This is a genomic window from Aquisalibacillus elongatus, from assembly GCF_003843875.1.
GTDB classification, from domain to species: domain Bacteria; phylum Bacillota; class Bacilli; order Bacillales; family Alkalibacillaceae; genus Aquisalibacillus; species Aquisalibacillus elongatus.
In genome coordinates this window covers 350,624-376,428 of record NZ_RKRF01000007.1, presented here as the reverse complement: position 1 = coordinate 376,428, position 25,805 = coordinate 350,624, and the positions used below count along the sequence as shown (strand labels likewise).

General features: G+C 34.6%; 31 protein-coding genes and 5 tRNA genes. 15 read left to right on the top strand and 21 right to left on the bottom strand.

Features of this window, described 5'->3' with window-relative positions:
• Positions 1 to 97 precede the first annotated feature (97 nt).
• On the bottom strand, positions 98 to 589 hold the full coding sequence (locus EDC24_RS02555) for a shikimate kinase (RefSeq protein ID WP_124219465.1): 492 nt from the start codon (positions 587 to 589) through the stop codon (positions 98 to 100).
• A 32-nt stretch (positions 590 to 621) separates the two neighbouring features.
• Between EDC24_RS02555 and comGA the strand changes: the two genes are divergently transcribed.
• The 9 genes from comGA (at position 622) to EDC24_RS02515 (ending at position 4,921) form a co-directional block, all read left to right on the top strand.
• The gene (gene comGA / locus EDC24_RS02550; RefSeq protein WP_124219464.1) at positions 622 to 1,614 is read left to right on the top strand and encodes a competence type IV pilus ATPase ComGA; all 993 of its coding nucleotides are present in this window, start codon (positions 622 to 624) and stop codon (positions 1,612 to 1,614) included.
• Complete coding sequence (locus EDC24_RS02545) at positions 1,589 to 2,617, top strand: type II secretion system F family protein (protein ID WP_170158447.1); 1,029 nt, start codon at positions 1,589 to 1,591, stop codon at positions 2,615 to 2,617. Before comGA ends, EDC24_RS02545 begins: the two co-directional genes overlap by 26 nt.
• Before the next feature lie 16 nt (positions 2,618 to 2,633).
• Entirely contained in the window at positions 2,634 to 2,918 is a 285-nt protein-coding gene (gene comGC, locus EDC24_RS02540; RefSeq protein WP_124219460.1) for a competence type IV pilus major pilin ComGC, read from the top strand.
• Positions 2,908 to 3,348: a competence type IV pilus minor pilin ComGD gene (gene comGD, locus EDC24_RS02535; protein WP_124219459.1), complete on the top strand. Its 441-nt coding sequence runs from the start codon at positions 2,908 to 2,910 to the stop codon at positions 3,346 to 3,348. The genes comGC and comGD overlap by 11 nt, the downstream gene beginning before the upstream one ends.
• Entirely contained in the window at positions 3,332 to 3,667 is a 336-nt protein-coding gene (locus tag EDC24_RS15100) for a hypothetical protein (RefSeq protein ID WP_170158446.1), read from the top strand. The genes comGD and EDC24_RS15100 overlap by 17 nt, the downstream gene beginning before the upstream one ends.
• A 97-nt stretch (positions 3,668 to 3,764) precedes the next feature.
• A complete protein-coding gene (locus tag EDC24_RS02530; RefSeq protein WP_170158445.1) occupies positions 3,765 to 4,112 on the top strand; it encodes a ComGF family competence protein in 348 nt (115 codons plus the stop codon).
• A gap of 64 nt (positions 4,113 to 4,176) precedes the next feature.
• Positions 4,177 to 4,455 carry a hypothetical protein gene (locus EDC24_RS02525; RefSeq protein ID WP_170158444.1) on the top strand — a complete coding sequence of 93 codons (279 nt, stop codon included), beginning with the start codon at positions 4,177 to 4,179 and terminating at the stop codon, positions 4,453 to 4,455.
• A 36-nt stretch (positions 4,456 to 4,491) separates the two neighbouring features.
• Positions 4,492 to 4,563: transfer RNA gene (locus EDC24_RS02520), tRNA-Gln, on the top strand.
• A gap of 115 nt (positions 4,564 to 4,678) precedes the next feature.
• A complete protein-coding gene (locus EDC24_RS02515; RefSeq protein WP_124219456.1) occupies positions 4,679 to 4,921 on the top strand; it encodes a DUF2626 domain-containing protein in 243 nt (80 codons plus the stop codon).
• A gap of 86 nt (positions 4,922 to 5,007) precedes the next feature.
• Here the strand turns inward: EDC24_RS02515 and EDC24_RS02510 are convergent, their stop codons facing one another.
• Positions 5,008 to 5,637 carry an MBL fold metallo-hydrolase gene (locus EDC24_RS02510; RefSeq protein WP_245997943.1) on the bottom strand — a complete coding sequence of 210 codons (630 nt, stop codon included), beginning with the start codon at positions 5,635 to 5,637 and terminating at the stop codon, positions 5,008 to 5,010.
• A 138-nt stretch (positions 5,638 to 5,775) separates the two neighbouring features.
• Here EDC24_RS02510 and EDC24_RS02505 point away from each other — a divergent pair, with 138 nt between their 5' ends.
• The gene (locus EDC24_RS02505; RefSeq protein ID WP_124219455.1) at positions 5,776 to 5,958 is read left to right on the top strand and encodes a DUF2759 domain-containing protein; all 183 of its coding nucleotides are present in this window, start codon (positions 5,776 to 5,778) and stop codon (positions 5,956 to 5,958) included.
• A 32-nt stretch (positions 5,959 to 5,990) separates the two neighbouring features.
• On the opposite strand, the gene EDC24_RS02500 is transcribed toward EDC24_RS02505, so the two are convergent.
• The 7 genes from EDC24_RS02500 to EDC24_RS15265 form a co-directional block, all read right to left on the bottom strand.
• Positions 5,991 to 6,767, bottom strand: coding sequence for an ABC transporter permease (locus EDC24_RS02500; protein WP_124219454.1), 777 nt, complete (start codon positions 6,765 to 6,767; stop codon positions 5,991 to 5,993).
• Between the two features lie 9 nt (positions 6,768 to 6,776).
• Entirely contained in the window at positions 6,777 to 7,478 is a 702-nt protein-coding gene (locus tag EDC24_RS02495) for an ABC transporter ATP-binding protein (RefSeq protein WP_124219453.1), read from the bottom strand.
• 96 nt (positions 7,479 to 7,574) lie between these two features.
• Positions 7,575 to 9,464: an LTA synthase family protein gene (locus EDC24_RS02490; protein WP_124219452.1), complete on the bottom strand. Its 1,890-nt coding sequence runs from the start codon at positions 9,462 to 9,464 to the stop codon at positions 7,575 to 7,577.
• Between the two features lie 117 nt (positions 9,465 to 9,581).
• The gene (locus tag EDC24_RS02485) at positions 9,582 to 9,779 is read right to left on the bottom strand and encodes a YqgQ family protein (RefSeq protein ID WP_124219451.1); all 198 of its coding nucleotides are present in this window, start codon (positions 9,777 to 9,779) and stop codon (positions 9,582 to 9,584) included.
• A gap of 17 nt (positions 9,780 to 9,796) precedes the next feature.
• Positions 9,797 to 10,984, bottom strand: a complete 1,188-nt coding sequence (locus tag EDC24_RS02480; RefSeq protein ID WP_124219450.1) for a rhomboid family intramembrane serine protease — start codon at positions 10,982 to 10,984, stop codon at positions 9,797 to 9,799.
• Between the two features lie 57 nt (positions 10,985 to 11,041).
• On the bottom strand, positions 11,042 to 11,593 hold the full coding sequence (locus tag EDC24_RS02475; protein WP_170158443.1) for a hypothetical protein: 552 nt from the start codon (positions 11,591 to 11,593) through the stop codon (positions 11,042 to 11,044).
• A 17-nt stretch (positions 11,594 to 11,610) separates the two neighbouring features.
• Positions 11,611 to 11,991 (bottom strand): hypothetical protein, encoded by a 381-nt coding sequence (locus EDC24_RS15265; protein ID WP_211342330.1) that lies wholly within the window; start codon positions 11,989 to 11,991, stop codon positions 11,611 to 11,613.
• A gap of 158 nt (positions 11,992 to 12,149) precedes the next feature.
• Between EDC24_RS15265 and rpmG the strand changes: the two genes are divergently transcribed.
• The gene (gene rpmG, locus EDC24_RS02465) at positions 12,150 to 12,299 is read left to right on the top strand and encodes a 50S ribosomal protein L33 (protein WP_054752974.1); all 150 of its coding nucleotides are present in this window, start codon (positions 12,150 to 12,152) and stop codon (positions 12,297 to 12,299) included.
• An 82-nt stretch (positions 12,300 to 12,381) separates the two neighbouring features.
• Positions 12,382 to 12,945 (top strand): 5-formyltetrahydrofolate cyclo-ligase, encoded by a 564-nt coding sequence (locus EDC24_RS02460; protein WP_124219446.1) that lies wholly within the window; start codon positions 12,382 to 12,384, stop codon positions 12,943 to 12,945.
• A gap of 65 nt (positions 12,946 to 13,010) precedes the next feature.
• Here EDC24_RS02460 and EDC24_RS02455 read toward each other — a convergent pair whose 3' ends face one another.
• The 9 genes from EDC24_RS02455 to EDC24_RS02415 all read right to left on the bottom strand — a co-directional run bounded on the left by EDC24_RS02455 (position 13,011) and on the right by EDC24_RS02415 (position 20,324).
• A complete protein-coding gene (locus tag EDC24_RS02455; RefSeq protein ID WP_124219444.1) occupies positions 13,011 to 15,113 on the bottom strand; it encodes a peptidoglycan D,D-transpeptidase FtsI family protein in 2,103 nt (700 codons plus the stop codon).
• A gap of 75 nt (positions 15,114 to 15,188) precedes the next feature.
• Entirely contained in the window at positions 15,189 to 16,409 is a 1,221-nt protein-coding gene (locus EDC24_RS02450) for an MFS transporter (protein ID WP_124219441.1), read from the bottom strand.
• 109 nt (positions 16,410 to 16,518) lie between these two features.
• Positions 16,519 to 17,130 (bottom strand): superoxide dismutase, encoded by a 612-nt coding sequence (locus EDC24_RS02445; RefSeq protein WP_124219440.1) that lies wholly within the window; start codon positions 17,128 to 17,130, stop codon positions 16,519 to 16,521.
• 227 nt (positions 17,131 to 17,357) lie between these two features.
• Positions 17,358 to 17,450 (bottom strand) — tRNA-Ser (locus EDC24_RS02440).
• A gap of 8 nt (positions 17,451 to 17,458) precedes the next feature.
• A tRNA-Ile gene (locus EDC24_RS02435) sits at positions 17,459 to 17,535 on the bottom strand.
• 42 nt (positions 17,536 to 17,577) lie between these two features.
• Positions 17,578 to 17,654 (bottom strand) — tRNA-Met (locus tag EDC24_RS02430).
• A gap of 1 nt (position 17,655) precedes the next feature.
• Positions 17,656 to 17,730: transfer RNA gene (locus EDC24_RS02425), tRNA-Asn, on the bottom strand.
• Between the two features lie 148 nt (positions 17,731 to 17,878).
• The gene (locus tag EDC24_RS02420; RefSeq protein ID WP_124219438.1) at positions 17,879 to 19,510 is read right to left on the bottom strand and encodes a Na/Pi cotransporter family protein; all 1,632 of its coding nucleotides are present in this window, start codon (positions 19,508 to 19,510) and stop codon (positions 17,879 to 17,881) included.
• Between the two features lie 187 nt (positions 19,511 to 19,697).
• Positions 19,698 to 20,324, bottom strand: coding sequence for an NfeD family protein (locus EDC24_RS02415; RefSeq protein ID WP_124219436.1), 627 nt, complete (start codon positions 20,322 to 20,324; stop codon positions 19,698 to 19,700).
• A 149-nt stretch (positions 20,325 to 20,473) separates the two neighbouring features.
• Between EDC24_RS02415 and ispG the strand changes: the two genes are divergently transcribed.
• Positions 20,474 to 21,580, top strand: coding sequence for a flavodoxin-dependent (E)-4-hydroxy-3-methylbut-2-enyl-diphosphate synthase (gene ispG / locus EDC24_RS02410; RefSeq protein WP_124219435.1), 1,107 nt, complete (start codon positions 20,474 to 20,476; stop codon positions 21,578 to 21,580).
• A 56-nt stretch (positions 21,581 to 21,636) separates the two neighbouring features.
• Here ispG and EDC24_RS02405 read toward each other — a convergent pair whose 3' ends face one another.
• Entirely contained in the window at positions 21,637 to 22,059 is a 423-nt protein-coding gene (locus EDC24_RS02405; protein WP_170158442.1) for a hypothetical protein, read from the bottom strand.
• Between the two features lie 140 nt (positions 22,060 to 22,199).
• Between EDC24_RS02405 and EDC24_RS02400 the strand changes: the two genes are divergently transcribed.
• Entirely contained in the window at positions 22,200 to 22,472 is a 273-nt protein-coding gene (locus EDC24_RS02400; protein WP_124219431.1) for a DUF2624 family protein, read from the top strand.
• On the opposite strand, the gene EDC24_RS02395 is transcribed toward EDC24_RS02400, so the two are convergent.
• Entirely contained in the window at positions 22,473 to 23,369 is an 897-nt protein-coding gene (locus tag EDC24_RS02395) for a deoxyribonuclease IV (protein WP_124219429.1), read from the bottom strand.
• Positions 23,369 to 24,688, bottom strand: a complete 1,320-nt coding sequence (locus tag EDC24_RS02390; RefSeq protein WP_124219427.1) for a DEAD/DEAH box helicase — start codon at positions 24,686 to 24,688, stop codon at positions 23,369 to 23,371. Before EDC24_RS02390 ends, EDC24_RS02395 begins: the two co-directional genes overlap by 1 nt.
• A gap of 141 nt (positions 24,689 to 24,829) precedes the next feature.
• Between EDC24_RS02390 and EDC24_RS02385 the strand changes: the two genes are divergently transcribed.
• Complete coding sequence (locus EDC24_RS02385) at positions 24,830 to 25,789, top strand: 4-hydroxy-3-methylbut-2-enyl diphosphate reductase (protein WP_124219426.1); 960 nt, start codon at positions 24,830 to 24,832, stop codon at positions 25,787 to 25,789.
• The last annotated feature ends 16 nt before the right edge of the window (positions 25,790 to 25,805 follow it).

Sequence of the window (25,805 nt, the reverse complement as noted above, 5' to 3'; positions counted from 1 at the left end):
TGAACACTTTTGTTAAAAAAGCGATGAGAAAACTGAATTTTTATATAGAGAAAATTAAATTTTCGTATATTTGACGACTCATAAATTCGTTTATATATTAAATATACTTAAGTATTTGGTTGCTAACTTCTTCTCTAGTAAGAGCATCTGTTTGTATCGTTAATGAAGAAGATTCTTCATAATATGCTTGTCTACGATTAAATAAGGTTAAACGCTCATGGTCTGTTTGCTTCCATAATGGCCTCGAATCATCATTAACTAGCCTCTTCAGAATGGTATCATAATCAACTTTTAAATATACGGTATTGTTATGTTCCTTTAATAAGGCTCTGTTTTCTTCCTTTTCAACGATTCCCCCACCAGTTCCAATCACATAATTGTCTAAAGGGATTTCCTTCAAAACCTGAGTTTCTAGTTCTCTGAAATAATTTTCACCATATGATTCAAAAATCTCCGGAATCGATAGTCCAACCTGCTTTTCAATTTCATGATCTGTGTCTAAAAAAGAATAGCCTAGTTGATCAGAAAGCTGATAGCCAACAGTTGTCTTACCTGCTCCCATAAAACCTAATAAAATAATTGATGTCAAAATAATCACCTAACCTTAAGGAGGGTTGTCGTATGGATCCAGAAATACAATCCAGTAAATTACTTACAGAAGCCATTAAGAATAGTGCTACGGATATCCACTTTACACCTAATGATTATGGTATATCTATACACTTTCGTATTAACGGTTATCGTTGGTATTACGGAGAAATCTCTTATAAATCGTATCACACTTTATTGAGTTATTATAAATTTTCATCTGGAATGGATATCGCCGAACACCGAATTCCACAAAACGGGACGATTCAATTCCAAGGAAAAGATTATTTATATGATCTCAGACTATCAACATTACCGACTAGGGACATAGAGAGTTTGGCAATAAGATTACTGCCAACCAATTACTTTCCTGACATTGAACATCTTTTCGTCTTCCCCTCACAAGCTAGTCAATTAGTCAGTTGGATTAATAAGAGAGCCGGAATGATTTTGTTTACTGGACCGACCGGATCTGGTAAAACGACAACGATGTACGCTCTACTTAAAAAGTCAATAGAATTATACGGGTTCCAAGCGATCACATTAGAAGATCCCGTAGAGCAACCCATACAAAACTTACTTCAAGTTCAAGTGAACGAAAAAGCTGGGTTTGATTATGATGTTGGTCTAAAGGCGGCCTTGCGACATGATCCTGATGTCATCATGGTAGGAGAAATCCGTGATGAAAAAACAGCGAAATTTGCATTTAAAACTGCACTGACAGGTCACTTGGTTCTATCGACCGTTCATGCTAAAGATGCTTATGGAACTATTGCACGGTTAAAGGAGATGGGAATGAAGCAAAGTGATTTGTCAGAATCCATTATTGGAATTGCCTCACAGCAGTTAGTTAAGATGGACCGAACTAATAAATCCGAACAAACAAGAGCTGCATTAGCAGAACTATTAACTGGACAAAATTTAAAGCAAGCTTTAATGGGAAAACCGCCTACACCTGATTACCAATCCTTTCAAGATTTAAGGAGGAAAGCACATGCTCATGGCTATATTAGTCAATCGTCGTAAACTATCTATGTCCCTACAGCTAGCCTTTTTAAGCAGACTTACTAAACTTTTAAATCAAAACTACACCATTCGACAATCTTTAGAATTCATGAGGTTTGATCCCCAGTTAAAATCAACTGCTAGTCAATTAACGGTTTATCTACAGAAAGGCCATACGATACACCGCTGTTTTAACTATCTAGCCTTTCACCCAATTGTTATCACATTTATGAACTTCTCAAAAGAATCTGGACAGCTGTCTCAGCACTTATCATATTGCCAACGTTTATTAATAATGAAATTAAATCTCCAAAAAAAGCTTATGAACGTTTTGAAATACCCTATGCTTTTAATTTTCGTGTGCATCGTGATTTTCTCTGTTATAAATATGTATCTATTTCCTTCACTATCGAGAACCTTCGAAAGCCTCAATCAACATAACTCATTATGGTTCTTTAAGATTATGATTCGTTTTATCAATATATCTTTTATGATGTTCGGCCTGCTTTTGATGACATCATTAGTGATATACATCATAACGAAACGAACAACTATCCATAAACGACTTACCATCATGAAGCAAATACCCATCGTAAATAAAGTTTTTCGACGTCTCTTAAGTCTTCAATTTGCCTATCAACTATACGCATTATTAATAAGCGGGAAAAACCTACAGGAATCACTTAAATTAATAAAAACTCAACACTATATGCCATACCAACAATATTTAGCCAATTTAATTCTAAAACAGCTAGCAATTGGTAAATCTTTTTACGAATCAGTAATGAATATTGAATACATTCAAGATGAACTAAAGTGGCTCATTAAACGTGGTGAGGAAACATGTACGCTAACAGATGATTTACAACATTATACAGAATTGATGTTAGATCATTTAGAAGAGAAAATGAAAACTTTTATATTACGCATTCAACCTATTTTTTATATTATTATTGGTCTATTAATTTTGACCATTTATATGCTGACGTTGTTTCCCATTTATCAACTAATGAAACAAATTTAATTATGGAGTGATCTTTATGTTAAAAGAAAATGGTTTTACATTAATTGAGATGTTAGTTGTTTTGCTCGTTATATCTTTTCTGCTTATTATTACAATACCAAACTTCGTTAATTACAATAATTTAGTCGAGGATAAAGGGTGCGAAGCGTTTGAAGATTTATTACAATCTGAAGTTCAATTATATAAACTAGAGCATCAATCATACCCTACTTCGATTGATGAACTGAACATTGAAGATAATACTTGTACAGAACTAAATAATTATACAATCATAGATGGTGAAGTGAAAATTGGTTCATAATCAAAAAGGATATACGCTTATTGAAATGGTGGTTGTGTTAAGTTTAGTATTTACAATATTAACGGTTACGTTAAGTAAAATTCATACACCTAAGCCTCCAGATTCGTTAAATCAATTTATTTCAACTTTGGAACAGGATATATTCAGCATGCAGCAACACGCCATAACTTATCAAAGTGTCATGTCCCTCGTTTTTAACTTAGATGAACATTATTATTATATCTATGGTTCATCGCACGTCCCAACTAAAATAAAGCGTAGCTATGACCCTAACATCTCCATTGAATTTTCATCAATCACTCAACCTATTCAATATAATGCACTGGGCACCCTTAAAAATCCAGGTACTTTAAAGGTTAATTATAATAATCAATCAGTTAAGCTTATATTTCCATTTGGAACAGGAAGATTTTATGTATCTGAAGAATGAACGTGGTTCGATCGTTATTGACGTCCTATTAACTATATCCTGTTTGATAGTGATGCTAAGTATATTATTACCTTTTATAACGAGTGTAATGCAATTAAACAGTGAGAGAGAATACTACTTATATGCTGATGAATTTTTAAATCAAGAACTAAAGGATCCAAACTTTTTAGAGCCCTCAAACCCTCACTCAATAAGCTATAAAAATAAACCATATACGTTACACATTCAACTAGCTGACCAAAAATATTTAGTTTGTTTAAGTTGGAGTATTGTAAATGATGATGAAAAAGAACTCTGTCGTTATGTTCCGAAGTATTAATACTTTAAATACTAAAGGAATGTCACTTTTATCCGTACTATTTGCCATAAGTACGTTAATAATCCTGACCCCTATATTAGTAAGATTTATAAGCCTAATGGATTCAATTCAACCTACTGAAGGAATTCAAGACCTTGAATTCCACCAACTACATTTCACGATCGATAGAGAATTAATACAAACCGATGAAATAGCAATCTACTCAGATGCCATTCATTTATATAAGCAAGATGGTAAACATGTCATCTATGAACTGTATGGTGACATCATTAGAAGAAGAGTTGATTATTCTGGTAATGAGTATATTCTTTTGGATGTTAATACTTTTAATGTGAATTATATACAAGATGGTATTTTTACAATTACTTGTGAAAGAAGTGATGGAACGATCTATGAAAAAACTTATTACGAGGATACGTCTAAAATTATCAATATTACATCATAACCAAAAAGGGATCATATTTCCTTACGTACTTTCAGTCATGCTGTTGGCCTCTTCATTTTTACTAATGACTTTTGAACAAGAATTGTACCAAAAAGAACAACTTAAATTAATTGAAACTCAGCAACAGATACAAAATCTAATCCAAGCTTCCACTTTTGACTTTAACCAAAATCTAGATCATCTCGACTTATCTCATCCTAATTCAATCGAATTTAATTATGTGACTGGACATGTTAATATTGAGTATGAATTAATAAGTGATCATATCGTTCAATTAAAATTTATGATAGAAGTTGACGGTCTCAACAAACCATTCGTCACCCATACCAAAATCCATGTATAAGTGTTATTATAAATTCACATACTATACGTTGTAAAATGGGCCATAGCCAAGCGGTAAGGCAACGGTTTTTGGTACCGTCATGCGCTGGTTCGAATCCAGCTGGCCCAGCCTCATGATAGGCTGAGGAAAATCTTACTAATGTACAAAATTTGTTCATTTACATTTGTATGGGATTCATATATAATGTTTTTGACAACATTCCTGCACAAAGGAGGAAAAAGATATGCCACGAATGTTTCGAGGAATAGCATTTTGGACAGGTATTTTTACAGCTATGTTTTATGCTGGCGGCATGACTCAACTGTCACTTCTATTCTTAGCACAAACAATTTTCTTTTTAGGCATTGGATACTTAAACCTTTCTGAACGTCTTTATATGTATATTTTCGGCGCTTATTTAACAGTTTTCATGGTAGGTTTCACTTACTATGTAACCTTCCTCTTAGAACCAGGTTTTGCGCACTAAGAAAGGTAATTGGACACAAAAATAAACAAAACATAACTAAAAAGGATGGTTTTTCACCATCCTTTTTTAATTTAATTTAAAACATCTCATTGTAAGAAAGGATTTATTTGCTTTTCTTGTCCTACTGTTGTAGACGGTCCATGACCTGGATAAACTACGGCATTCTGTGGTAAGGTTAAAATTTTCTCTTTAATCATACTAATTAATTTCTCGTGATTGCCAAATGGCAAATCAGTTCGACCTATTGATCCATTAAACAAGGTGTCTCCTGCAATTAGTATTAAATCTTCTTCAAACCACAGTGAAACACTACCTGGTGAATGTCCGGGTGTGTGTAACACGTTAAATTTAAAATCTTCTACCTCTAACATCCCTTCCTCTAAGAAGTGATTCGGTGGCATAGATGATGCAATTTGTCCAACTCCGAATAATTCTGAACCATTTAATGAAGCATCCGTTAACCATTCCTTCTCTACTTCATGCATATAAACAGGAATCTGGTACTCTTTTCGCAAAGGTTCAACTGCTCCGATATGATCAAAATGAGCGTGGGTTAAAATAATGGCTCTAGGTGTGATGTTGTGCTCTTGTAAGACTGAGTTTAACTTTTCATAATCACCACCTGGGTCAATAACGATAGCGTCTTGATGACGTGTTATTATGTAACAATTGGTCCCTAACATGCCTAGTTCTAAATGAATAACTGATAAGTTCACAAAAATGTCCCTCTTTTCTTATTTAGATTTTATGAATATCACTCGACAGTATTATTTTTTTTGTTTAAAATATACTAGAGTATGATACGTCAATAAATAACATAGTTGTATAACAGATTTTGAGGAGGCAACAAACATATGGTATTAGGAATTATCTTATTGTTCGTAGCGATCTTAAGCTTCATTGCTGTTTTTAGAGAATTTAAAAACCGAAATGTCTTAGCGCTATTATTTGCTGGTGCTTCTGCATTAGTTTTTGGCTGGTTCTCAGTCATGACGATTTATTCAGAGATCTTAAATTTAGTTACAAATAACTCATAAAAGATTAAACGGTTGACGGTGCTGTCAGCCGTTTATTTTTGTAATTGCTCCAAATCAACCAATTGCATATTTTGATTAAAGAAAAAACGATACATGACTAATGATACAATAATCGCACTTATTGAAACTGATGAAAAAATACTAATTGAAATGACTAATTGATACTTAATAGCTACTATAGGTTCGATCCCACCTAAGATTAAACCCGTCATCATACCTGGAAGTTGAACTAATCCAATTGTTTTTAGTTGATCAATATTAGGGATCAAGGCCGCGTTTAATGTCCTTTTTACTGTGATGTGAGAAGCTTGTCTTGGTGTTGCACCTAAAGATAGTGCGGCTAGTATCTTCCCTTGATTAGTTCCAAATTCAGACTTCATCCTCTCAAGCGATAACCCCATCGCAACCATACTGTTCCCAATAACCATTCCACTCATAGGAATGACTTCTTCCGGTGTAAAAGATACCATGTCAAAACCTAACCACAGGGCTAATACAAATATTTCAATAACGATAAGGCCTGTTAAAATCGTAATAAATACATTCGGTAATTCTTTTCCTTTGTTTCTGGCATGAAAAGTCGCAATTGTAATCATCACACTTAACATAATTGGGATCCCGACAATCGGACGCAAATTAAATAAATACGTTAAAATTAATCCAATCAAAAATAATTGTAAGGCCCCACGAATGGACGACCACATTATGTCTTTTTTTAATCCTAATTGATAAAAATAAGATATCGTAAATGGGACCATCACAAAAACAATTAAAACTAATAGTGAAAAGTTTGATACATCACGTTCCATATGGCCCTCCTAATAGTTTGTAGTAAATCTTTTTAAAGCCTCAGTTTTCGGGTGGTCAATCATATCAGGTAGAGATCCTTGTTCAACAATTCTTCCACCTTCTAAATAAACCCCTTTATTTCCTAACCTCTTAGCTTGTTCTAAGTTATGAGTTACCATTACTACTGTTAATTGTTTTGATTGAATTAAATTCAATAAATCTTGTTCTATAGATTCAATATTCTGGTCATCTAATGCGCTAGTCGGCTCATCAAGCAATAATATTTCAGGTTTATTTGCTAAAGTTCTAGCTAAAGAAACACGTTGCTTCTCTCCACCAGATAAATCATCTACATCTTTATCAAGGTAATCAATAGGTAGGTTCACATAATTCAGAAGGGTTTGTACTTCTTCTTCCTTCCAATCTTCAAATAAATTTGGCCCATACTTTAGGTTATCCAAAACTGTATCCGGGAATAAATAAGGCTGCTGAAGTACTAAACCAATATTTTTCCTTAACTCCGGAATACGATACGTTTCAATTGGTTCGCCTCGAAACATAATTTCACCTTGTTCAGGGTCTTCCAAACGATTAAATAAATGTAATAACGTTGATTTTCCAGATCCAGAAGGTCCAAAGATCATCACACGTTCGTTATGATTGATTTTTAGTGATATATCTTGTAATACTATTTTATAGACTGATTTTAGCTCAAATATGGTTTGTGACATGTTTTCATCTCCAATAAAGACAAAATTAACCTATAGTTAAACATACTAAAAAAGGTGAAGCGGCTCAAGTTATAGCCACTCCACCTTTTATTACTCTTATTCTTGATCAGCTATTTCTCCACTTTCAAAGTCGTAAAAGCGAAGTAAATCACCGTAAATAATTTCATCTGAATAATTTAATTCTTGTTCAGCTTTCTCCCTTATTGGAGCGCAATGCTGATCATCTACAATGTCTCCTGAACTATGTTCAAAACAAGCGCCACCGGCAGAGACGTAGTCAGTTCCAACAACCCTACCATCTCTAAACGCTATAAAGTCTTTACGTTCTTTTGGTGCGTCAAACATATTACTTCCAAAACGAATATCCCGTTCAAGTTCTATACCAAGCATATTTAATACAGTAGGTTTATAATCCACTTGACCAGTCAGAGTTGAAATTGTCTGATGATCATCATGACCTGGTATGTGAATAATCATTGGGACTTGTTGTAGTAATGCATCTTCATAAGCTGTCATGTCCTTATTTAAAAATTCACCTAAAGCATCGTTATGGTAAGATGGAACTCCATAATGGTCTCCACCAATAATAAAGATTGTATCTTCGTATAACCCTTCTTGCTTCATTTTATTCATAAATTGTTCAATCGCTTCATCTGTATAACGCACGGTCTGGAAATACTGACTTAGCGTTTCTGATTCTGACTCATATGGTTCTAATGACCTTTCGTCTTCCGGAATATCAAATGGAAAATGATTAGTTAGTGTAATGAGTTTTGCGTAATAAGGATCTTCTTGCTCTTTTAATAAATCCACTGTTTGGTCAAAGAACATTTTGTCATTCATACCCCAACCTATTACATCATCTTTTGTAAAATCGTATGATTGCACATCATAGTACTCTTCATACCCTAACGTTTCATACATGACGTTTCGATTCCAGAAACTTGCGTTATTAGCATGAAAGGCATATGATTGATAGCCCTTTTCTTCCTTTATAATTTCAGGTAATGCGAAGTATTCGTTTTGTGCATGAGTGAAAAATGCTGCGCTATTAGGCAATGGGTATAAACTAGTGTCTAATAAGAGCTCATGATCTGATGTTTTCCCTAAAGCTGTTTGATGATAAAAATTATCAAAATAATAACTTTCGTCAATCAAGTCATTTAGGTATGGGGTGATTTCATCCCCATTTACTTCTTGATCAATTACAAAATCTTGTAAAGACTCTACCGCAATATAGACAATATTTTTATCTTCAGCCATGCCGGTGAGATCTATATCTTTGTTAACATCTTTTTCCTTGTCAACTCGTTCACTGACGTATTCTTCTATTTCATTAAACTCGGATCCATCGGCAAAAATGCGCTTAGATTGGGTCGACGCTGTTACAAACGCATCATAACCGTGGAACGTAAAGATACCAACGTTTTTCACAAGATACTCACGGTCAAAACCACGTTTGAATAACATTGGTCTCTCTATTTCTGCTAATGTTAAGTTTAAAACCAAGAAAGCAAGTGCCACAGTAATCGTTCGGCGTTTAAATAACTTACTAAATTGTGTAATTGGAAAAATCTTTTTTCTCGCAAAAACAAAGATTAAAATAAAATCTAATAATAAGAAAATATCTAAGAAATAAACTAACGAAGTAACACTTGTTCCTAAGTCCCCAGCATTATTAACTTGCATCAATGTAGGCAAGGTAATAAAGTCAGTAAAATTACGATAATACATTAAATTTGCGATCAAAATAAATGTCATTAATGTAGACATTATTAGGATGTACTTCCTTTGACGTTTTGGGTTCATCCAAACGCCAATCGAGAAGATAAAGAAACTGAACGCAAATGCATTAATAAATAAGATGATCTCCTGAAATGTAGATTCAATAGATAAATTAAAATAAAAACGATATATAACATATGTTTTTAACCCCACTAATATAGCCGCAACAATAAATAGTGGTATTCTCTTTATACGTTCCATGTCATGGTCCTCCATTTTTCTTTCTCCCATATATTAGACGATGTAAAGAAAGAAAAGTTTCAAAAAAGTTATTATTATATGCTATACCCCGAATTTTATACGTTATAACACCATCTCTTAAAATTTTTCTAGGTCTTTTTTCTCTTTTTTAATAATTAACAAAGCTTTCGCATATTCTTGGTTTGATATTAATTGATTCTCAAATAATGATTGTAACTCATCTTCCATTAAAAGTAAATCCGCTTTTTGTTCCCCTATATATACAAATATGCCAAATCTCTTCAATAAGTTTCTTACATCAATCATACTATCCATATGGTGTCACCTACGATTTATGCATTATTTAAACCATATAAAAACATCATACTCATCACAATTAAAAAAGTAAATAGTGCAACAGTCTGTAGTACTCTTGCTTTTTTATTCGGCAAATGAACAATCTGGGATGCCATTAAACCACCAATTAGTCCTCCAATGTGTGCGCCATTATCAATTTGCGGTACTGTTAAACCAAATACGATATTAATACCGATTACGATAATTAAATTTAAACCCATCGTTTTAAAAAATATATCTTTATAATGAATTCCGAAAAATAATAGTGCACCAAACAAACCAAAAATCGCACCTGATGCCCCTGCTGATACAGAATCATTTGTAGCAAAACTTGCAACACTACCAAAGATCCCAGCCAAAAAGTAAATCATAAAAAATCTTTTGGTACCATATATCTTTTCCGTTAAATCGCCTAAATAGTATAAAGCAATCATATTCATAAAAAGATGGAATGGACCAATATGTAGAAACATTGAACTTATAATACGCCACCATTCACCTTCTACAATCTTAGGATTGAACTTAGCGCCCCAATCAATCAAATTTCTTACATTAGTACTTCCACCATTTAACTCTAATAAAGAGAAAATAACTAAATTGATAAAAATTAACAAGAACGTCAGCCGAGTTTTACCATATGAGAAAATTTGTTGAATTTCTTTTTGTTTTTGAAAAAGTTTAGCACTCATTTTTTGTTCCAAATACATGGTTTGTTTTTCTTGCTCTTCAACACTTGGAATGTCAGTAAGCAAATAATCATGACCATCTTCCATATTAGAAATAAAACGTTGCCACTCGTCTTGTCGATTTTTTTGATCTAAGTAATACATATTCACAAATGTTGGCTTTGATTGTTTAACTTTTATCGTATTTTTTAGTGAATCAAAGTCATCTACAGGTGCAAGGTCGGAAACATATACAAAATGCATTTGAATGGACTTGCCTTTTTTTATTAAAGATTTCTGGCGTAAAATAGCAGAAATACGTTGTTCTATATCTTGCTTTAAATGATTGGACCAGTCAAACGTCTGTCGTTTTAACCTTATTATTTGACTCACTTTTCGATCATGTTTATGTAAAATATATTCATCACGATTTTTAGATACATATACAATTTGATACGAAAGTTTTTCTACGAAATGATTAATGGTTCTTAATAGTAAATATTGTTCGGTGATGTACAAACTAACAACTCCTATCCAACCAACACCTTACACATATATGTATTATGCAAACTTAAATTAATTCGTTATAATTTGTGCAATTTCTTCATATGTTGCATCGTTACTAATACGATACTCACCTAATTGTATCAATCTGCTGTAACCATTGTCTTCTAAAAAGTTATTGAATTGGTCAGCATCATCTACTATGTTAGCAGTTTCTAAATTTTGAGCAATATCAATTGATGTCATTCCGCTTTCAATAGATAAAAGATATTCTGATTCACTACTTGGTTGATTGTTTGATTCAGATTCTTCAGCCTCATTAGAACTTGATTCCTCTTCTATTTCATTAAGTTCTTCTTTCAATTTAGATTGTTCTTCTTTAAAATCAGATACTTCTTTTTCTAATTGTTGTTTTTCTCTAATTAAGTCATCGTATTCGGAATCTTCTATTACAGAAAAACCTTCATCAACTAAAAACTTTTTAGCATCTTCAACGATAAGTGTTTCTTCTTCTTGCGCTACGTCTTGTACATTTTGACTAGGATTGGATAACATATAAACAGCCAAAATGATTAATGAAGATACAAGAACCCCTGTCGCAAATGCTTGCACTATCGGTTTCATCATTTATTCCCCTTCTATTATTTAAATGATTCGTTTTTATTTTTCTGATTGACGATCACTTTAATATCTTCTTTGCGTAAACCTGTTTTCTCTTCCATTTCTGTATAAGTGTATCCTTGTTCATATAATGCTTTAATATTTTGGATTATAGCTGGTTCTTGCTGCCCTTTGATTGGTTTCTCAGTTGTATTAGAACTCATTTTCATGTCCATTGAATCTGTCAGTAATTCTTCTTCCAATACTTTAATTTTATTTTTTAATACATAACTATCCTGTAAGGCTGAAATGGAGATTTGTTCAATCTGACTTTCTAACTCATCAAATCGATTGCTCATAAAAAAAGAAATTCCCCATAATACAACAGCAATGACCATTAACGTTATTATAGCTGTTAACACTAGTCTCACCTCTCTATAATTTCTAATATTTAGTTTAACATTATATAAATTGAAATAGAATGTCTTTCTCTATTAATTGGTTCTTGAATATTTAATGGACATTTGGTATGATGATGTAGTCAAAAATTGATTGTAAATGCAGAAATGGAGGGATTATCATGCGTGTACAAGTTACTTTAGCATGTACTGAATGTGGTGATCGTAATTATTATACGACTAAAAATAAACGTACGAACACTGAACGTATTGAAATGAAAAAATATTGCCCGAGAGAAAAACAACATACGCTTCATCGTGAGACAAAATAACAGTAGGATTTATCCTGCTGTTTTTTTATTACTCTAAAGTATGTTTTAATATATTTAGAATTTAACCAAAGGGGTTCATCAAATGTATAAAGACACCTTTCGCACGTTAGTCAAACGATTACTTAAACATATTTCACCTAAAGAAAAGGAACAGTTTTTAGTAGACATAACCAAACATTTGTATGAAACAGAATGGTGGGAACAAGCAGATACAATTGGTATAACCATATCAAGAAATATAGAATTAGATACTGACCCCATCATCCAACAAGCTTGGAAACAAAATAAAGCGGTTGTCATCCCTAAGTGCTATCCTGAAGACGATCATCGCATGGAGTTTTACCAATATACGAATAAACATGAGTTAGAAAATGTGTTTTTAGATTTGTATGAACCCAAAAAAGACTTAAATAAATTAGTCCAACCTCAAGAAATTGATTTGCTCATCGTGCCTGGACTATTATTCGACTATGATGGTTTTCGTATCGGTTATGGTGGCGGATATTATGACCGCTTCTTAGAAAACTTCCTGAATCACAAAATTTCACTTGCAATGGAACAGCAGTTAGTCAAACATATCCCACGAGACCAATATGATTTACCAGTAGATGCTATTATAACTGAGAAGAGTATATACACGATCTAACAATTGCTAGATATAAAAAGCCCAGTTAAAAGACCTTACCTTAATGCCTTTTAACTGGGCTTTAATTATTCTCCAGATTCTTCTTCTGACTCTTCATTCTCTTCATCTTCAGTTGAGGATTCTTCGCTTGATTGACGTTCTTCTTTAATTTCGAAATATTTATCTAACATACGTCTTCCAATTTCATTATTTATATGCGAATCACTTTCATCAAGGTGAGGAGCAACAATTGCAAAGGCTACTTCAGGATCATCGTGTGGCGCATATCCGACTAATAGTAAATTTAAAGTATCAATTCTAATGTTATCCCCTGGATATATGGCGCTTTCAGCAGTACCCGTTTTACCAGCAGGACTATACTCGGCATCACTAAAACGATATGAAGCTGTACCACCTGGTTCTTGAAACACTTGCCTAAACCCTTCTTGAACTCTTTCAATATATTCGTCTGGAACATTTACTTTGTTTAGCACATTAGGTTCATTAGCCTCATACACTGAATTTGAACCATCATTAGTAGGATTATTAATTTGTTTAACAATGTGAGGCTCCATACGATAACCACCATTTGCTATAGTTGAAACATATTGTACTAATTGCATAGCAGTGTAGTTTTCGTGCTGGCCAATCGCCATCTCCAACACATCGTTAGCCTTTACATCACTTCCTAAGAATCCATTTTCTTCTCTAGGATAATCGACACCCGTGTAACTTCCTAATCCAAACTGTCTATAGTAACTAGATAATAGATCAAAACCTTCACCGTTATACCTTAACGATTCGTTAGGTGTATAATCCCAATGTCCTCCAAGCCTCATAGCTGTTCTATACATATAGATGTTAGAAGAACGTTTTATTGCATCAATATCATCTACAACACCTATCCCAGGCGTCCAAGAAACTTTGTCTTGTGAGCCTCGAAAACGTAAAGGCTGGTCACGAAAAGTCTCACCAGGTTCAATCACACCAGAATCAAGCCCAGCAATGACTGTGGCACCCTTGACGGTTGATCCTGGTAAATGTGTATCCATTAATACTCTATAAGCTTCATTATTAAAGTAAGGTTCTGTGTCTTCGTCGCCTTCATAATATTTCTGACCTGACATCGCTAATACTTCACCAGTATTTGGGTCCATCATGACAGCTAATGTCTTATCAAAATGTTCATTTTTGTTTGGATTTTCGTTAATAACCTTTAACATTTCTTCTTGCACAATTTCGTCTAAAGCCTGCTGCATTTCCATATCAATGGAGAGTACTATATCTTTACCGCGTTCGCCTTGACGAATAACTTCACTTTTGATGACATTACCGCTTTTATCTGTGATGTGTTCTCTGATCTCTTTATTACCTTGTAAATATAATTCATATTCTTCTTCAATGCCTCGATCACCGACACGGTCATTTAATTTATAGTTAAGGTTTTGATAAAAATTAACCTTATCTCTAGGTAAACCTCTATTTCGATTTCTAACTGTTCCTATTAAAGATGTAAATTCTTGGTATGGCACCATTCGATCCCAATCAGTAGATACATTAATCCCTGGCATTTCATGAGAATTTTCAGCAATTACAGCATATTCTTCTTTCGTTATGCCTTCACTTTTAATGACATGCGGTGTTAATTGCGTTGCTCGATCTAATTCACGTTTAATCGCAGCAACTTTCATATCATCTTCTGTTAATGTAGATAATTCATCTTCCGTAATACGTTCTAAAACGAGTTGATACTGGTCACTGTCTGACAACTGTTTTTCTTCTTCATCTAATTTTGCAAAACCTTTATCCCAATTTTTTAGAAGCCAATAGTCCTTCTGGTCTCGCTCTGTGACTTCACCTGTTTCCATGTCCATGTATTGTGATAATTGCTCTGCAATTCTTAAATTATCTTCAGGCTGCACATTACGGCGTGGTGTATATGTAATGGCATACTTCTGCTCATTATCAACTACAATCTCTCCATTGCGATCAAAGATTTTACCACGTGGCACAGGCGTCTCTGATACGACTTTATCAGTACGATTAACCTCTTGCTGAGCCTCTTCCCCATTTAAAATTTGGACCACCCCTAATTGCAGAATTAAGAGTGAAAACAATATAAATATAATAAAAAACAGTATATTTAAACGAAGAGGTAAATGTGATTTTTGTTTTTTCTGATTAGTCAAAGTCGGTCTCCTCCCCTACTTCTTCTAATCAATATTATATCATTTGGAGTTAAACTACTAAAGCTGTTTCACGATTTATTCATGTTTTAGATGATGGATTTTATAGATCACAAGTGCTGATATAAAATATCCTACACCAAATATCATCACAGAAATCTTCAACCATTGATCTGTAGTAAATATAGATAAGCCTAACAAAAATAACATTAATGATAATGTTCGACCACTATTTAAAATAATATCCCTAAATATAATATACTCTACTCGATACTCCCTGGCTTTTCTCGCTTGTCCAATGATATCGTAAGAGATTGACATATATGGAGCAAAAAACAGCGGTAAAAAAATCCCTAACGTTGCAGCATAAACGTAAAAGTCGACAGCTTCATTGGCGTATAATAACCAAATGATAGATAAATACAGCACGATCGCACCGATTAATATTAATTGTTTTCGATTATCAGGTTTTACAATACGAGCTACAATCTGATACATGACAAATGAAGCAACCGCATAAATCATATTATATACACCAACAATTAATTCGCTTTGAGTCCCCAAATAAACCCATAATCCAATCAAAAATAAAAAAACACCTTCACGCATTCCTTGAAACAAGTGTGCAACTAAAATCCAAAACCACTGAGGGTTGTTCTTCCTTTCTCGAATCACTTCTTTAATATTATAGTCACCCTCAACTTCTCTTCTTTCTAAAAAGACACTGCAAATAATCGCTAAAATAAACAAAACAAACGAAATAAAAAAGATTGTAAAATAACCTTTATAACCAGTAAGTGTTGTTATAATCCACCCTGCTGACACGGGACCCACTATGCCACTTAAAGATTGAAGCGCACCGAACATCCCATTAAAATAATCTCTTGTATAGGGTTCTGTTACCTCAAACGTTAAAATATTATAGGCTAGCCAAAACAGAGCATAACCTGCTCCAATTAACCCACCTAATATTAAATATACATCAGAAGCTCTACTACTAAGTAGTAAAACAGAAATAAAAAAGACTGAAATAACAAAGATACCAGCCCTTAAAATAATCACACGATCTATTCGTTTGACCCACTTTCCAATCAGTATAAAAATAATGGTTTGAACAAAGTAAATGGACAAATTGTATAACGCTAAAATATACAAATCACCTGTTTGTTTCCAAAGAAATATATTAATGAAAATACTCGACAAATAGATACCCAGCGTATATAACCAACCTATAACTAACAGTAATACTAAGTTCTTTTTCTCATTATGACTAACATCAACCAGTTGGTTAAAAAACATGTTATCCCTCATTTCTCTTCCATATTTTTTGCAAATTGAGGGAGTCTATACGCTGGCAGTTTGGATCCATAAAAAAAGTCAGCTCTATTTTAGAGCTGACTTTAACATTTTATTTTGCTTCTTCGTAACGCTTAGCAACTTCATCCCAATTAACTACATTCCAGAATGCATCAATGTAATCAGGACGACGGTTTTGATATTTCAAGTAATAAGCGTGTTCCCAAACGTCTAAACCTAAAATAGGTGTTACACCTTCCATAAGTGGTGTGTCTTGGTTCGGAGTAGATGTAATCTCAAGATCTCCATTTTTCACAACTAACCAAGCCCAACCTGATCCGAAACGGCCTGTCGAAGCAGCTTTGAATTGATCTTTAAAGTCATCAATGCTACCGAATGCTTGATTAATTTTATCAGCTAATTCACCTGTTGGAGCGCCTCCTCCGTTTGGAGAAAGTATTGTCCAGAATAAACTGTGGTTAGCATGACCTCCACCGTTGTTACGAACAGCAGTTTGAATGTCACTTGGTAATGAGTTTAAGTCACCTAATAATTGTTCTAATGACTTATCTTGAAGATCTGCATGGCCTTCTAATGCTGCGTTAAGTTTTGTCACATATGTGTTGTGGTGTTTCGTGTGGTGAATATTCATTGTTTCCTTGTCAATGTGTGGTTCTAATGCATCGTATGCATATGGTAATTCTGGTAGTTCAAATTTAGCCATAATGAGATTCCTCCTTTATCATTATCAGGGATTCTGAATCCCTACTCACTTAAAAGATTACCAATGCTAGCTAAACCATGCAACTTTTTTGCATGAAATAACAAATAAATCTTTTATATTAATACAATTACCGAACCAAAAAGGAATTAAACATATCTTTTGAAGCGAGATTCAATAACATCAATGATAATAAAAAAACAAGCTTATTTCAGCTTGTTAATATGTAATGGCGGAGGAGGAGGGATTCGAACCCCCGCGAGCCGTGAAGCTCCTGGCGGTTTTCAAGACCGCTCCCTTCAGCCGGACTTGGGTACTCCTCCGTATAAAATGGTGGACCCTGCAGGACTCGAACCTGCGACCGATCGGTTATGAGCCGATAGCTCTGACCAGCTGAGCTAAGGGTCCAAATTATAAGGTTTTAGTGTAAGTATTAATAAAAATATGTAATGGTAGCGGCGGAGGGGATCGAACCCCCGACCTCACGGGTATGAACCGTACGCTCTCGCCAGCTGAGCTACGCCGCCATGGCTCCAGCGGCAGGATTCGAACCTGCGACCAATCGGTTAACAGCCGATTGCTCTACCACTGAGCTACGCTGGAATAAATAATAAACTTTTCAGGACCGTCATAATGATGACGACGAGATATAATTTATCATGATACGAACAAGTTGTCAATATAATTTAATGGATTAAATTTAATGAAATTGTAACCCGTACTACCTAGTCTAAGTACGGGTTACATCATTTTATTCTTCTTCTTTTTTACCGACCACTTCTTGAGCGATATTTAACGCGTGATCGCCAATACGTTCTAGGTTACTAATGATATCCACAAACACAATACCAGCAGAACCTGTGCATAGGCCTTCATTTAAGCGTAATATATGCTGCTTTCTATACTTACGCTCCATCGAATCAATTTCTTGTTCTTTTTGTATAACTTCATTTGCTTTATCTTCATCCATATTTTTATATGCGTCAATAGCTTCTTTAACTGTATCTACTGTTAGATCATACATCGTATTTAGATCTTCATATGCCTGTTCAGTCATATGCACCTTGTTCGAAATACGATATTCAATTAACTCAATAATATTTTCAAAATGATCTCCGATTCTTTCTATATCTCTTACAATATCAACTACTGATGAGTGTGCAGAAGTATCCGCCTCTGAAATTGAACTTGAAGCATCAACTAAATAATTTGTAATTTTTTTATCCAAGTTATTAATAGCATCTTCTAAAGAATAAGCTATTTCAGCATGCTTTGATTGATTGGTATTTAAAAATGTCTTAGTTTCTTCTAAACCTTTAACCGCAATCTCACCCATATGAATCGTTTCTTCTTTTGCTTGAGCGATTGCAACGGATGGTGATTGCTGAATAAAAATTGGATCTAAATGTTTAGGTTTATAATCAATAATGCTATCTTTGCCAGGTATAATTTTTGTCACAATAACCGCTAATAATGCTATGAACGGAAATTGAATGATTAAGTTCGATAGGTTAAAAATACCATGCGCGAATGCGATTTGCATTTTAGGCTCTAATAGTAAAGCGTTTGAGATCCATTCTACAAGAGCTGTGAAAGGTGGAAGCAATAATAAGAAAACCGTTGCACCAATCACATTAAAAATGACATGTACGGCAGCCGCTCTTTTAGCTGCTACACTAGCCCCTATAGCAGCTATAGCTGCTGTTACAGTTGTACCAATATTATCACCAAATAAAATAGGTAATGCCATGTCTAGATTTGCTATTGCTCCTTCAGCATATAATTGTTGAAGAATACCAATTGTTGCAGAAGAGCTTTGTACTATGAAAGTAAATAAAGTTCCAACGGCAACACCTAATAAAGGAACATCACTCATACTAACCGTTAGCTCATGAAATGCTTCAACTGAACGCAATGGTTTTAATCCTGAACCCATTAAATCTAAACCGTAGAATAAAGCTCCAAGGCCAAATACTGTCTGACCAATATAATTTACCCTCTTTGTTTTAAAGAAGAATATTAGAAAGGTACCTAATGCTAATATAGGTAAAGCATACTCTTTAATATCAATACCGATAATAAATGCGGTAACCGTTGTACCTAAGTTAGCACCCATTATGACACCTATAGCTTGTCTTAATGTCATAAATCCGGCATTTACTAAACCAATCACTAACACAGTTGTACTTGAACTCGATTGAATTAAAATAGTCACAACCATACCTGCTAGTACACCCATAAACGGATTAGTCGTGAACCGATCTAATATTTCGCGAAGTTTATCGCCTGCAGAATTTTTTAGTCCATCTCCCATATACTTAATTCCAAAAAGGAAGATACCTAAGCCACCAATAAAAGTAAAGATTATTTCTTGTAAGTTCATTTTGTCACCTCTGCACTCTGAATAAGTCTAATTTAAAAGCCGAGTTTTATTTTATGATTCAATGATTATAATGTAAATATAATCTTCGTATTCTTTACAAAAACTTTACATTAAATTAATAAGAAAAGGACATACTATAATTCCTTACAAATTAATTTCCTCTTTAGTATTAGATTAAATTACCCGATTATTCTTCTTCCTCGACTTCAATTTTGGTTCCATCAACAGCTACAACTTTAATTCTTTTCCCTTTTTCTATCCATTTTGATATTGAAACTGCACTATATTCTTGACCATCAATCTTTACCGTGCCTGAAGGCCTTAAAATTGTTACAGTTTCCCCCTCTTGATTTAGTAAATTTTTATAATATGTATTCAATGAATTATACCCCTTGTCACTCGTTAATTGGTCCATAAGTGTAATTTTTGACCACATATCACGCCTAGGTAGTACTTTTATTAAAAAGAAACTGGAAAATGTACCTAATATGACACCACTCATACTATACATTGCATGTGTCCAAGTCGATGCAGCGAATGCCACGGAGATCAAAACAACAAGAAATCCAATGATTCCAAAAACACCATCATTAAGAAGTTTTCCATCCAAAATAATTAACCCTAACCCAACAAAGAAAGCAAACCCCATCATTATGACATTCATAGATGTAGCATGATCTATAAAATAAAAGGTGATAAAACCAATTCCAATAATGATGCCAAGTCCTTTTAATTTAACAATTAATTCACCGATCATAAAAAACATGGCAAGAAATGTCACAACAAATACGCCAATTAAACTGTTTAAAATCATCCTTCTCCCCCTAAAAATTTTTACATTTTCGTTTTGAATTTTTCACTTCATAGTTTATTATAACAGTTAAGCTAATAGCATAATGCCTTAAAATTATGTTATAGTTTATCATAGTAAGTATTTTTTATAGACAAAAAGGGGAGTTGAACATGTCTTCCATTATTCATCGTAAAGATACAAGACCGGTTAAAGTCGGCGATTTAATTATAGGTGGCAAAGACGAAGTTGTTATTCAGTCCATGACCACGACGAAAACACATGATGTTGAAGCGACAGTTAATGAAATACATCGTTTAGAAGAAGCTGGTTGTCAAGTCGTTCGTGTTGCTTGTCCAGATGACAGAGCAGCAGACGCTATACCTGAGATCAAAAAACGTATAAATATACCGCTTGTTGTGGATATTCACTTCAACTATCGATATGCACTTAAAGCAATCGAGGGTGGTGCTGATAAGATTCGAATTAACCCTGGTAATATCGGTAAACGTGAACGCGTTGTAGAAGTGGTGAAAGCAGCTAAAAGTAGAGGTGTTCCGATTCGAATCGGTGTTAACGCAGGTTCATTAGAACGCCATTTACTTGAGAAATATGGTTATCCTACTGCTGATGCAATGGTTGAAAGTGCATTAGGGCATATTAGGATTTTAGAGGAATTAGATTTCCACAATATTGTCGTGTCTCTAAAAGCTTCTGATGTTAAATTAGCTATTGAAGCGTACGAAAAAGCAGCTGAGGTTATTCCATACCCTCTACACTTGGGCATCACTGAGTCTGGTACTCTATTTGCAGGTACCGTCAAGAGTGCTGCGGGACTTGGTGCAATTTTAAGTAAAGGGATCGGTAGTACACTCCGTATTTCTTTAAGTGCAGACCCAGTAGAAGAAGTGAAAGTTGCGAAAGAATTGCTTAAATCCTTTGGCTTAGCTTCAAACGCTGCCACATTAATTTCTTGTCCAACATGTGGTCGTATTGAAATCGACTTAATTAGCATTGCTAATGAAGTTGAAGAATATATACAAAATATTAAAGCACCAATCAAAGTTGCTGTATTAGGTTGTGCCGTTAATGGCCCAGGTGAGGCACGTGAAGCTGACATTGGTATTGCGGGTGCAAGAGGTGAAGGTCTTCTATTCAGACACGGAGAAATTATTCGTAAAGTACCTGAAGAAACAATGGTTGAAGAGCTCAAAAAAGAAGTCGACAAATTAGCCGAAGAACATTATAAAAAGCGTGAAGAAGAAAAACAAAATGCCTAAATAGATAAGCTGCTCAATTAAATTGAGCAGCTTTTTTAATTCTTTAATTTATTAAGCTACATAATCGGGAATACAAACAATCGTACAGCTACCGCCAATAATGCAAGACCAATGGCAATATTACCTAACGTATCTGCACCACGTCGCTTCGCATAAATCCCCATGATTGCCCCTACTACTGCAAACAATAAGGTCCATACAAAAAATGATAATAGGGAAACAACGAGGGCGATCCAACCCCAACCAGCATCCACATGCTCTTCATAGCGCGATTCCTTCTCTTCTTTTTTAATCTTATCTTTATCTAATTCATTGGGGTTGAACGTAGCAGTTTCGCTTGAAAATTCCGTGTCATACCCTTCATCTCTTGCGCTATAGTCATCGTAATTATGATATATTTTTTGTTCTTTCCCTTTATTAGGGAAATAATCTTGATCATCATTATAACTGGTCGGATACTTATCATCGTGATCTGCCATCATCAATTACCTCACTTTCTTAGTGGTATTTATAGTGTGTGAGGAAATTTTATTTTTACCTAAGTAATTTATGGAAATACAACAACTTTATATAAAGTCTGCATATATATAAGCTGAGTTTAGTTAGAGAGGAGTTTAATATGCTTAAACAATTAATTAGATCTAGAATTTACTCATCTACGCCTCAGGAAATTGTAAAATACGGTAAACAATACGGCATCACAATAAACCAAAACCAAGCGAGTCAATTATTAAGCTATATAAAAAAAGAATCGATCGATCCCTTTTCAGAAAGAGACCGATCGAAAACTTATCGTTACGTTGAGAAGAATATCGGCCCAAAAGAAGCACGTCAAGCTGATCAGTTATTGCAGCAATTAGCTAAACAGTACAACTTAGACCATTTATTGTAATTATTGATTCATGATTTTTTCTTTTAAATCAGGATCAAATTCGCCATTTTTTAGCATATCAATTTCAAATTTATAAGGTGGCTTTTTGTTTTTCTTATCTTCTCCAACATAAGGTGTTTCTAAAATTTTCGGTAAGTGCATTAAATCTGGATGATGAACAACTTGATGAATGGCATCAAAACCAATATGCCCAAATCCAATGTTCTCGTGGCGGTCTTTATGAGCGCCACGTTCATTTTTACTATCGTTAATATGAATGACTTTCATACGGTCTAAACCGATTGTATCATCAAATTCTTTTAATACACCGTCTAAGTCATTCACGATATCATAACCTGCATCATGTACGTGGCACGTATCAAAGCAAACGGATAAATGCTCATTATACTTAACTCCATCGATAATTTGAGCAATCTCATCAAAGGTTCTTCCACATTCTGAACCTTTACCTGCCATTGTTTCTAAAGCGATTTGAACATGTTGATCTTTCGTTAGAATTTCGTTTAATCCTTCAATGATTTTCGGAATTCCTAAATCAGCACCTTGTCCAACGTGCGAGCCTGGATGTAGAACAATTTGCTTAGCACCTAAAGCTTCCGTACGTTCAATTTCTGATTGTAAAAAATCTACACCAAGCTTAAAAGTAGCTGGATTCGTTGTGTTCCCAATGTTAATAATATATGGTGCATGAACGACCATTTCTTCAATTCCATGCTCTTTCATATGTTCTTGACCCGCTTCAATATTTAGCTCTTCTATATCTTTGCGTCGCGTATTTTGAGGTGCTCCAGTATATATCATAAAGGTATTCGCACCATAAGAAACAGCCTCTTCACTTGATGCTAAAAGCATTTTCTTCCCGCTCATTGATACGTGTGATCCGATTCTTAATGTCATTATGATCTCCTTCCCTTTTTCTTATATTGTTCTTTCTTTAATTGCTTTTTAAATTGCTCTTTTTCTTGTCTCATTTTTTTCTTATAACCGGGTTTGACTTTCTTACGTTTTTTCACGCGTTTCCAGGCTTCTTTTTCTAATTGGTTCTCTTCTTGCTTACGTTTTTGACGTTGATTCCAATCTTTAACTTCAACCCATTCACCTTTTTTAATATCATAATTATGAAATTCAATGCCCTGTTCTTCTAGTTTTTCAATGATCGGCATATTCTCATCATCATAAAACGTGACAGCCGTTCCTTTATTACCTGCTCTTGCGGTACGACCGACTCGGTGAGTATAAGTTTCGACATACATTGGAAATTCAGCATTAAAAACATGGCTAACGCCGGGTATATCAATACCACGTGCAGCTAAGTCTGTTGCGACAATATATTGATACCTTAAGTCTCTAAGGTCATTCAATACACGCTTTCGTTCTCTTGGTTTTAATCCACCGTGTATAACACCTGCTTCAAGCCCTTGGTCTAATAGTTGTTCCCTTAACTCATCTGCGTGTTCCTTCTTATTCACAAAAATTAACGCAATATACGGATGAATCAGCTTAGATGATTCAACGATTAATTGAGCAGCACTTCTGTGACGTCTTGGAATGAGTCGGTGTTCTAATGCTCTATTCCCCGAATCTTCAACCGTTATATAAGTTGGATTAATTAAGTATTTGCTTAATAGTTGTTGAAGCCTTTTAGGAATTGTAGCTGAAAATACCAAAGTTTGAATATCAGCATGCATACGATTTAAGGTTTGATCTACTTCTTCGATTAAACCTAAGTCAATTAATAAGTCCGCTTCATCGATTACAACACTTTCCACATAAGATGGATTAATCGCTCTTTCTTGAATAAAGTCCAATATCCTTCCGGGAGTTCCCACTACAACGTGTGGTTGCGTGTTGAATTTTTGAAGCTCTCGTTCCTTATCAGTTCCACCGATGACCAGTCTTGATCGGAATTTAAATTCATCAGAAGAGAATTCATTTATTTTCTTCACTTCTTCATGAATTTGCATCGCTAATTCCCTTGTCGGTGCAATGATCATTTTTTGCACAACTTCCTCTTCGACCTTTAATTGATCGATTAAAGGGATTAAATAAGCATGTGTTTTCCCACTCCCTGTTTGGGATTGACCTATAATGTTCCCCGTTTTCAAGGCTGCAGGAATCACTCGATGTTGGATTTCAGTTGGATGTTTAAAATTTAATTGATGAATGACGTTCAACATATTTGAACTCAAATCATATGATTGAAAATAATGTTTCATTTTGACTCATTCTCCTTTTATGACTACCAGTTTCATTATAAAGGAGTCATACTTTAAATGCTACTCGAATAAACATTTTGTCAATTAGTACTCTAGCCTTTATAATAGAGCTAGAGAGTACACATGGGGAGGCCATTTTCTATGGAAGTAATAAAAATTGCACCAAGAGGCTACTGCTACGGCGTAGTCGACGCCATGGTGATCGCAAGTAATGCAGCTAAAGATCCAAATTTACCAAGACCCATATATATATTAGGTATGATTGTTCACAATAGTCACGTAACGAATGCATTCGAAGAAGAAGGCATTAAAACCCTTGATCAAAAAGGAAAAAGCCGACTAGAACTATTAGAAGGAATCAACGAAGGAACAGTCATTTTTACCGCTCATGGTGTCTCACCTGAGGTTAAAGAAATTGCTGAAAATAAAGGTTTAACGGTATTGGATGCCACTTGCCCTGACGTTACACGTACGCACGATTTAATCCGTGAAAAGGTTTCTGAAGGCTATGAAGTGGTGTATATCGGTAAAAAAGGACACCCTGAGCCAGAAGGTGCGGTCGGTGTCGCTCCAGACCACGTTCACCTAATTACCACTGAAGAAGAAGCCGCTGAATTAAACTTCAGTGAAGACACAAAAATCATCGTTACAAACCAAACGACGATGAGTCAGTGGGATGTTTATGATGTCATGCAGCAAGTTAAAGAAATCTATCCGCAAACGGAAATGGTTCAAGAAATTTGCATGGCCACTCAAGTCAGACAAGAAGCTGTCGCTGAACAGGCTAAAGATGCCGATTTAACATTAGTAGTTGGAGATCCAAAGAGTAATAACTCAAACAGACTCGCTCAAGTTTCCAAACAGATTGCCGGCACTGAAGCTTACCGTATTGCCAGTGTTTCAGATATTGACTTAAATTGGTTAGAAGGTTGCGAAAAGGTTGCTGTTACAGCAGGTGCATCCACACCTACACCAATTACGAAGGAAGTCATTCGTTTCATTGAGAATTATGACCTGAATGATCCATCGACTTGGGGTAAAGAAACGAGAGTTACAAACAACAAGATTTTACCGAAAGTTAAACCGAAAAAGCGAGCATAAATAAGCCCCGGGCAAT

Bases quoted from the DNA above. Each gene is read 5' to 3' on its own strand.
- EDC24_RS02490 (WP_124219452.1), bottom strand. From the start codon at position 9,464: ATGGAACGTATAAAGAGAATACCACTATTTATTGTTGCGGCTATATTA.
- EDC24_RS02450 (WP_124219441.1), bottom strand. From the start codon at position 16,409: ATGTTTTTTAACCAACTGGTTGATGTTAGTCATAATGAGAAAAAGAAC.
- ispG (WP_124219435.1), top strand. From the start codon at position 20,474: ATGTCTTCCATTATTCATCGTAAAGATACAAGACCGGTTAAAGTCGGC.
- EDC24_RS02525 (WP_170158444.1), top strand. From the start codon at position 4,177: ATGACTTTTGAACAAGAATTGTACCAAAAAGAACAACTTAAATTAATT.
- comGA (WP_124219464.1), top strand. From the start codon at position 622: ATGGATCCAGAAATACAATCCAGTAAATTACTTACAGAAGCCATTAAG.
- EDC24_RS02385 (WP_124219426.1), top strand. From the start codon at position 24,830: ATGGAAGTAATAAAAATTGCACCAAGAGGCTACTGCTACGGCGTAGTC.
- EDC24_RS02420 (WP_124219438.1), bottom strand. From the start codon at position 19,510: ATGAACTTACAAGAAATAATCTTTACTTTTATTGGTGGCTTAGGTATC.
- EDC24_RS02485 (WP_124219451.1), bottom strand. From the start codon at position 9,779: ATGGATAGTATGATTGATGTAAGAAACTTATTGAAGAGATTTGGCATA.
- EDC24_RS02505 (WP_124219455.1), top strand. From the start codon at position 5,776: ATGGTATTAGGAATTATCTTATTGTTCGTAGCGATCTTAAGCTTCATT.
- EDC24_RS02475 (WP_170158443.1), bottom strand. From the start codon at position 11,593: ATGAAACCGATAGTGCAAGCATTTGCGACAGGGGTTCTTGTATCTTCA.
- EDC24_RS15100 (WP_170158446.1), top strand. From the start codon at position 3,332: ATGTATCTGAAGAATGAACGTGGTTCGATCGTTATTGACGTCCTATTA.
- EDC24_RS02390 (WP_124219427.1), bottom strand. From the start codon at position 24,688: ATGAAACATTATTTTCAATCATATGATTTGAGTTCAAATATGTTGAAC.
- EDC24_RS02545 (WP_170158447.1), top strand. From the start codon at position 1,589: ATGGCTATATTAGTCAATCGTCGTAAACTATCTATGTCCCTACAGCTA.
- comGC (WP_124219460.1), top strand. From the start codon at position 2,634: ATGTTAAAAGAAAATGGTTTTACATTAATTGAGATGTTAGTTGTTTTG.
- EDC24_RS02395 (WP_124219429.1), bottom strand. From the start codon at position 23,369: ATGACATTAAGAATCGGATCACACGTATCAATGAGCGGGAAGAAAATG.
- EDC24_RS02515 (WP_124219456.1), top strand. From the start codon at position 4,679: ATGCCACGAATGTTTCGAGGAATAGCATTTTGGACAGGTATTTTTACA.
- EDC24_RS02495 (WP_124219453.1), bottom strand. From the start codon at position 7,478: ATGTCACAAACCATATTTGAGCTAAAATCAGTCTATAAAATAGTATTA.
- EDC24_RS02415 (WP_124219436.1), bottom strand. From the start codon at position 20,324: ATGATTTTAAACAGTTTAATTGGCGTATTTGTTGTGACATTTCTTGCC.
- EDC24_RS02500 (WP_124219454.1), bottom strand. From the start codon at position 6,767: ATGGAACGTGATGTATCAAACTTTTCACTATTAGTTTTAATTGTTTTT.
- EDC24_RS02400 (WP_124219431.1), top strand. From the start codon at position 22,200: ATGCTTAAACAATTAATTAGATCTAGAATTTACTCATCTACGCCTCAG.
- EDC24_RS02445 (WP_124219440.1), bottom strand. From the start codon at position 17,130: ATGGCTAAATTTGAACTACCAGAATTACCATATGCATACGATGCATTA.
- EDC24_RS02530 (WP_170158445.1), top strand. From the start codon at position 3,765: ATGGATTCAATTCAACCTACTGAAGGAATTCAAGACCTTGAATTCCAC.
- EDC24_RS02405 (WP_170158442.1), bottom strand. From the start codon at position 22,059: ATGGCAGATCACGATGATAAGTATCCGACCAGTTATAATGATGATCAA.
- rpmG (WP_054752974.1), top strand. From the start codon at position 12,150: ATGCGTGTACAAGTTACTTTAGCATGTACTGAATGTGGTGATCGTAAT.
- EDC24_RS02460 (WP_124219446.1), top strand. From the start codon at position 12,382: ATGTATAAAGACACCTTTCGCACGTTAGTCAAACGATTACTTAAACAT.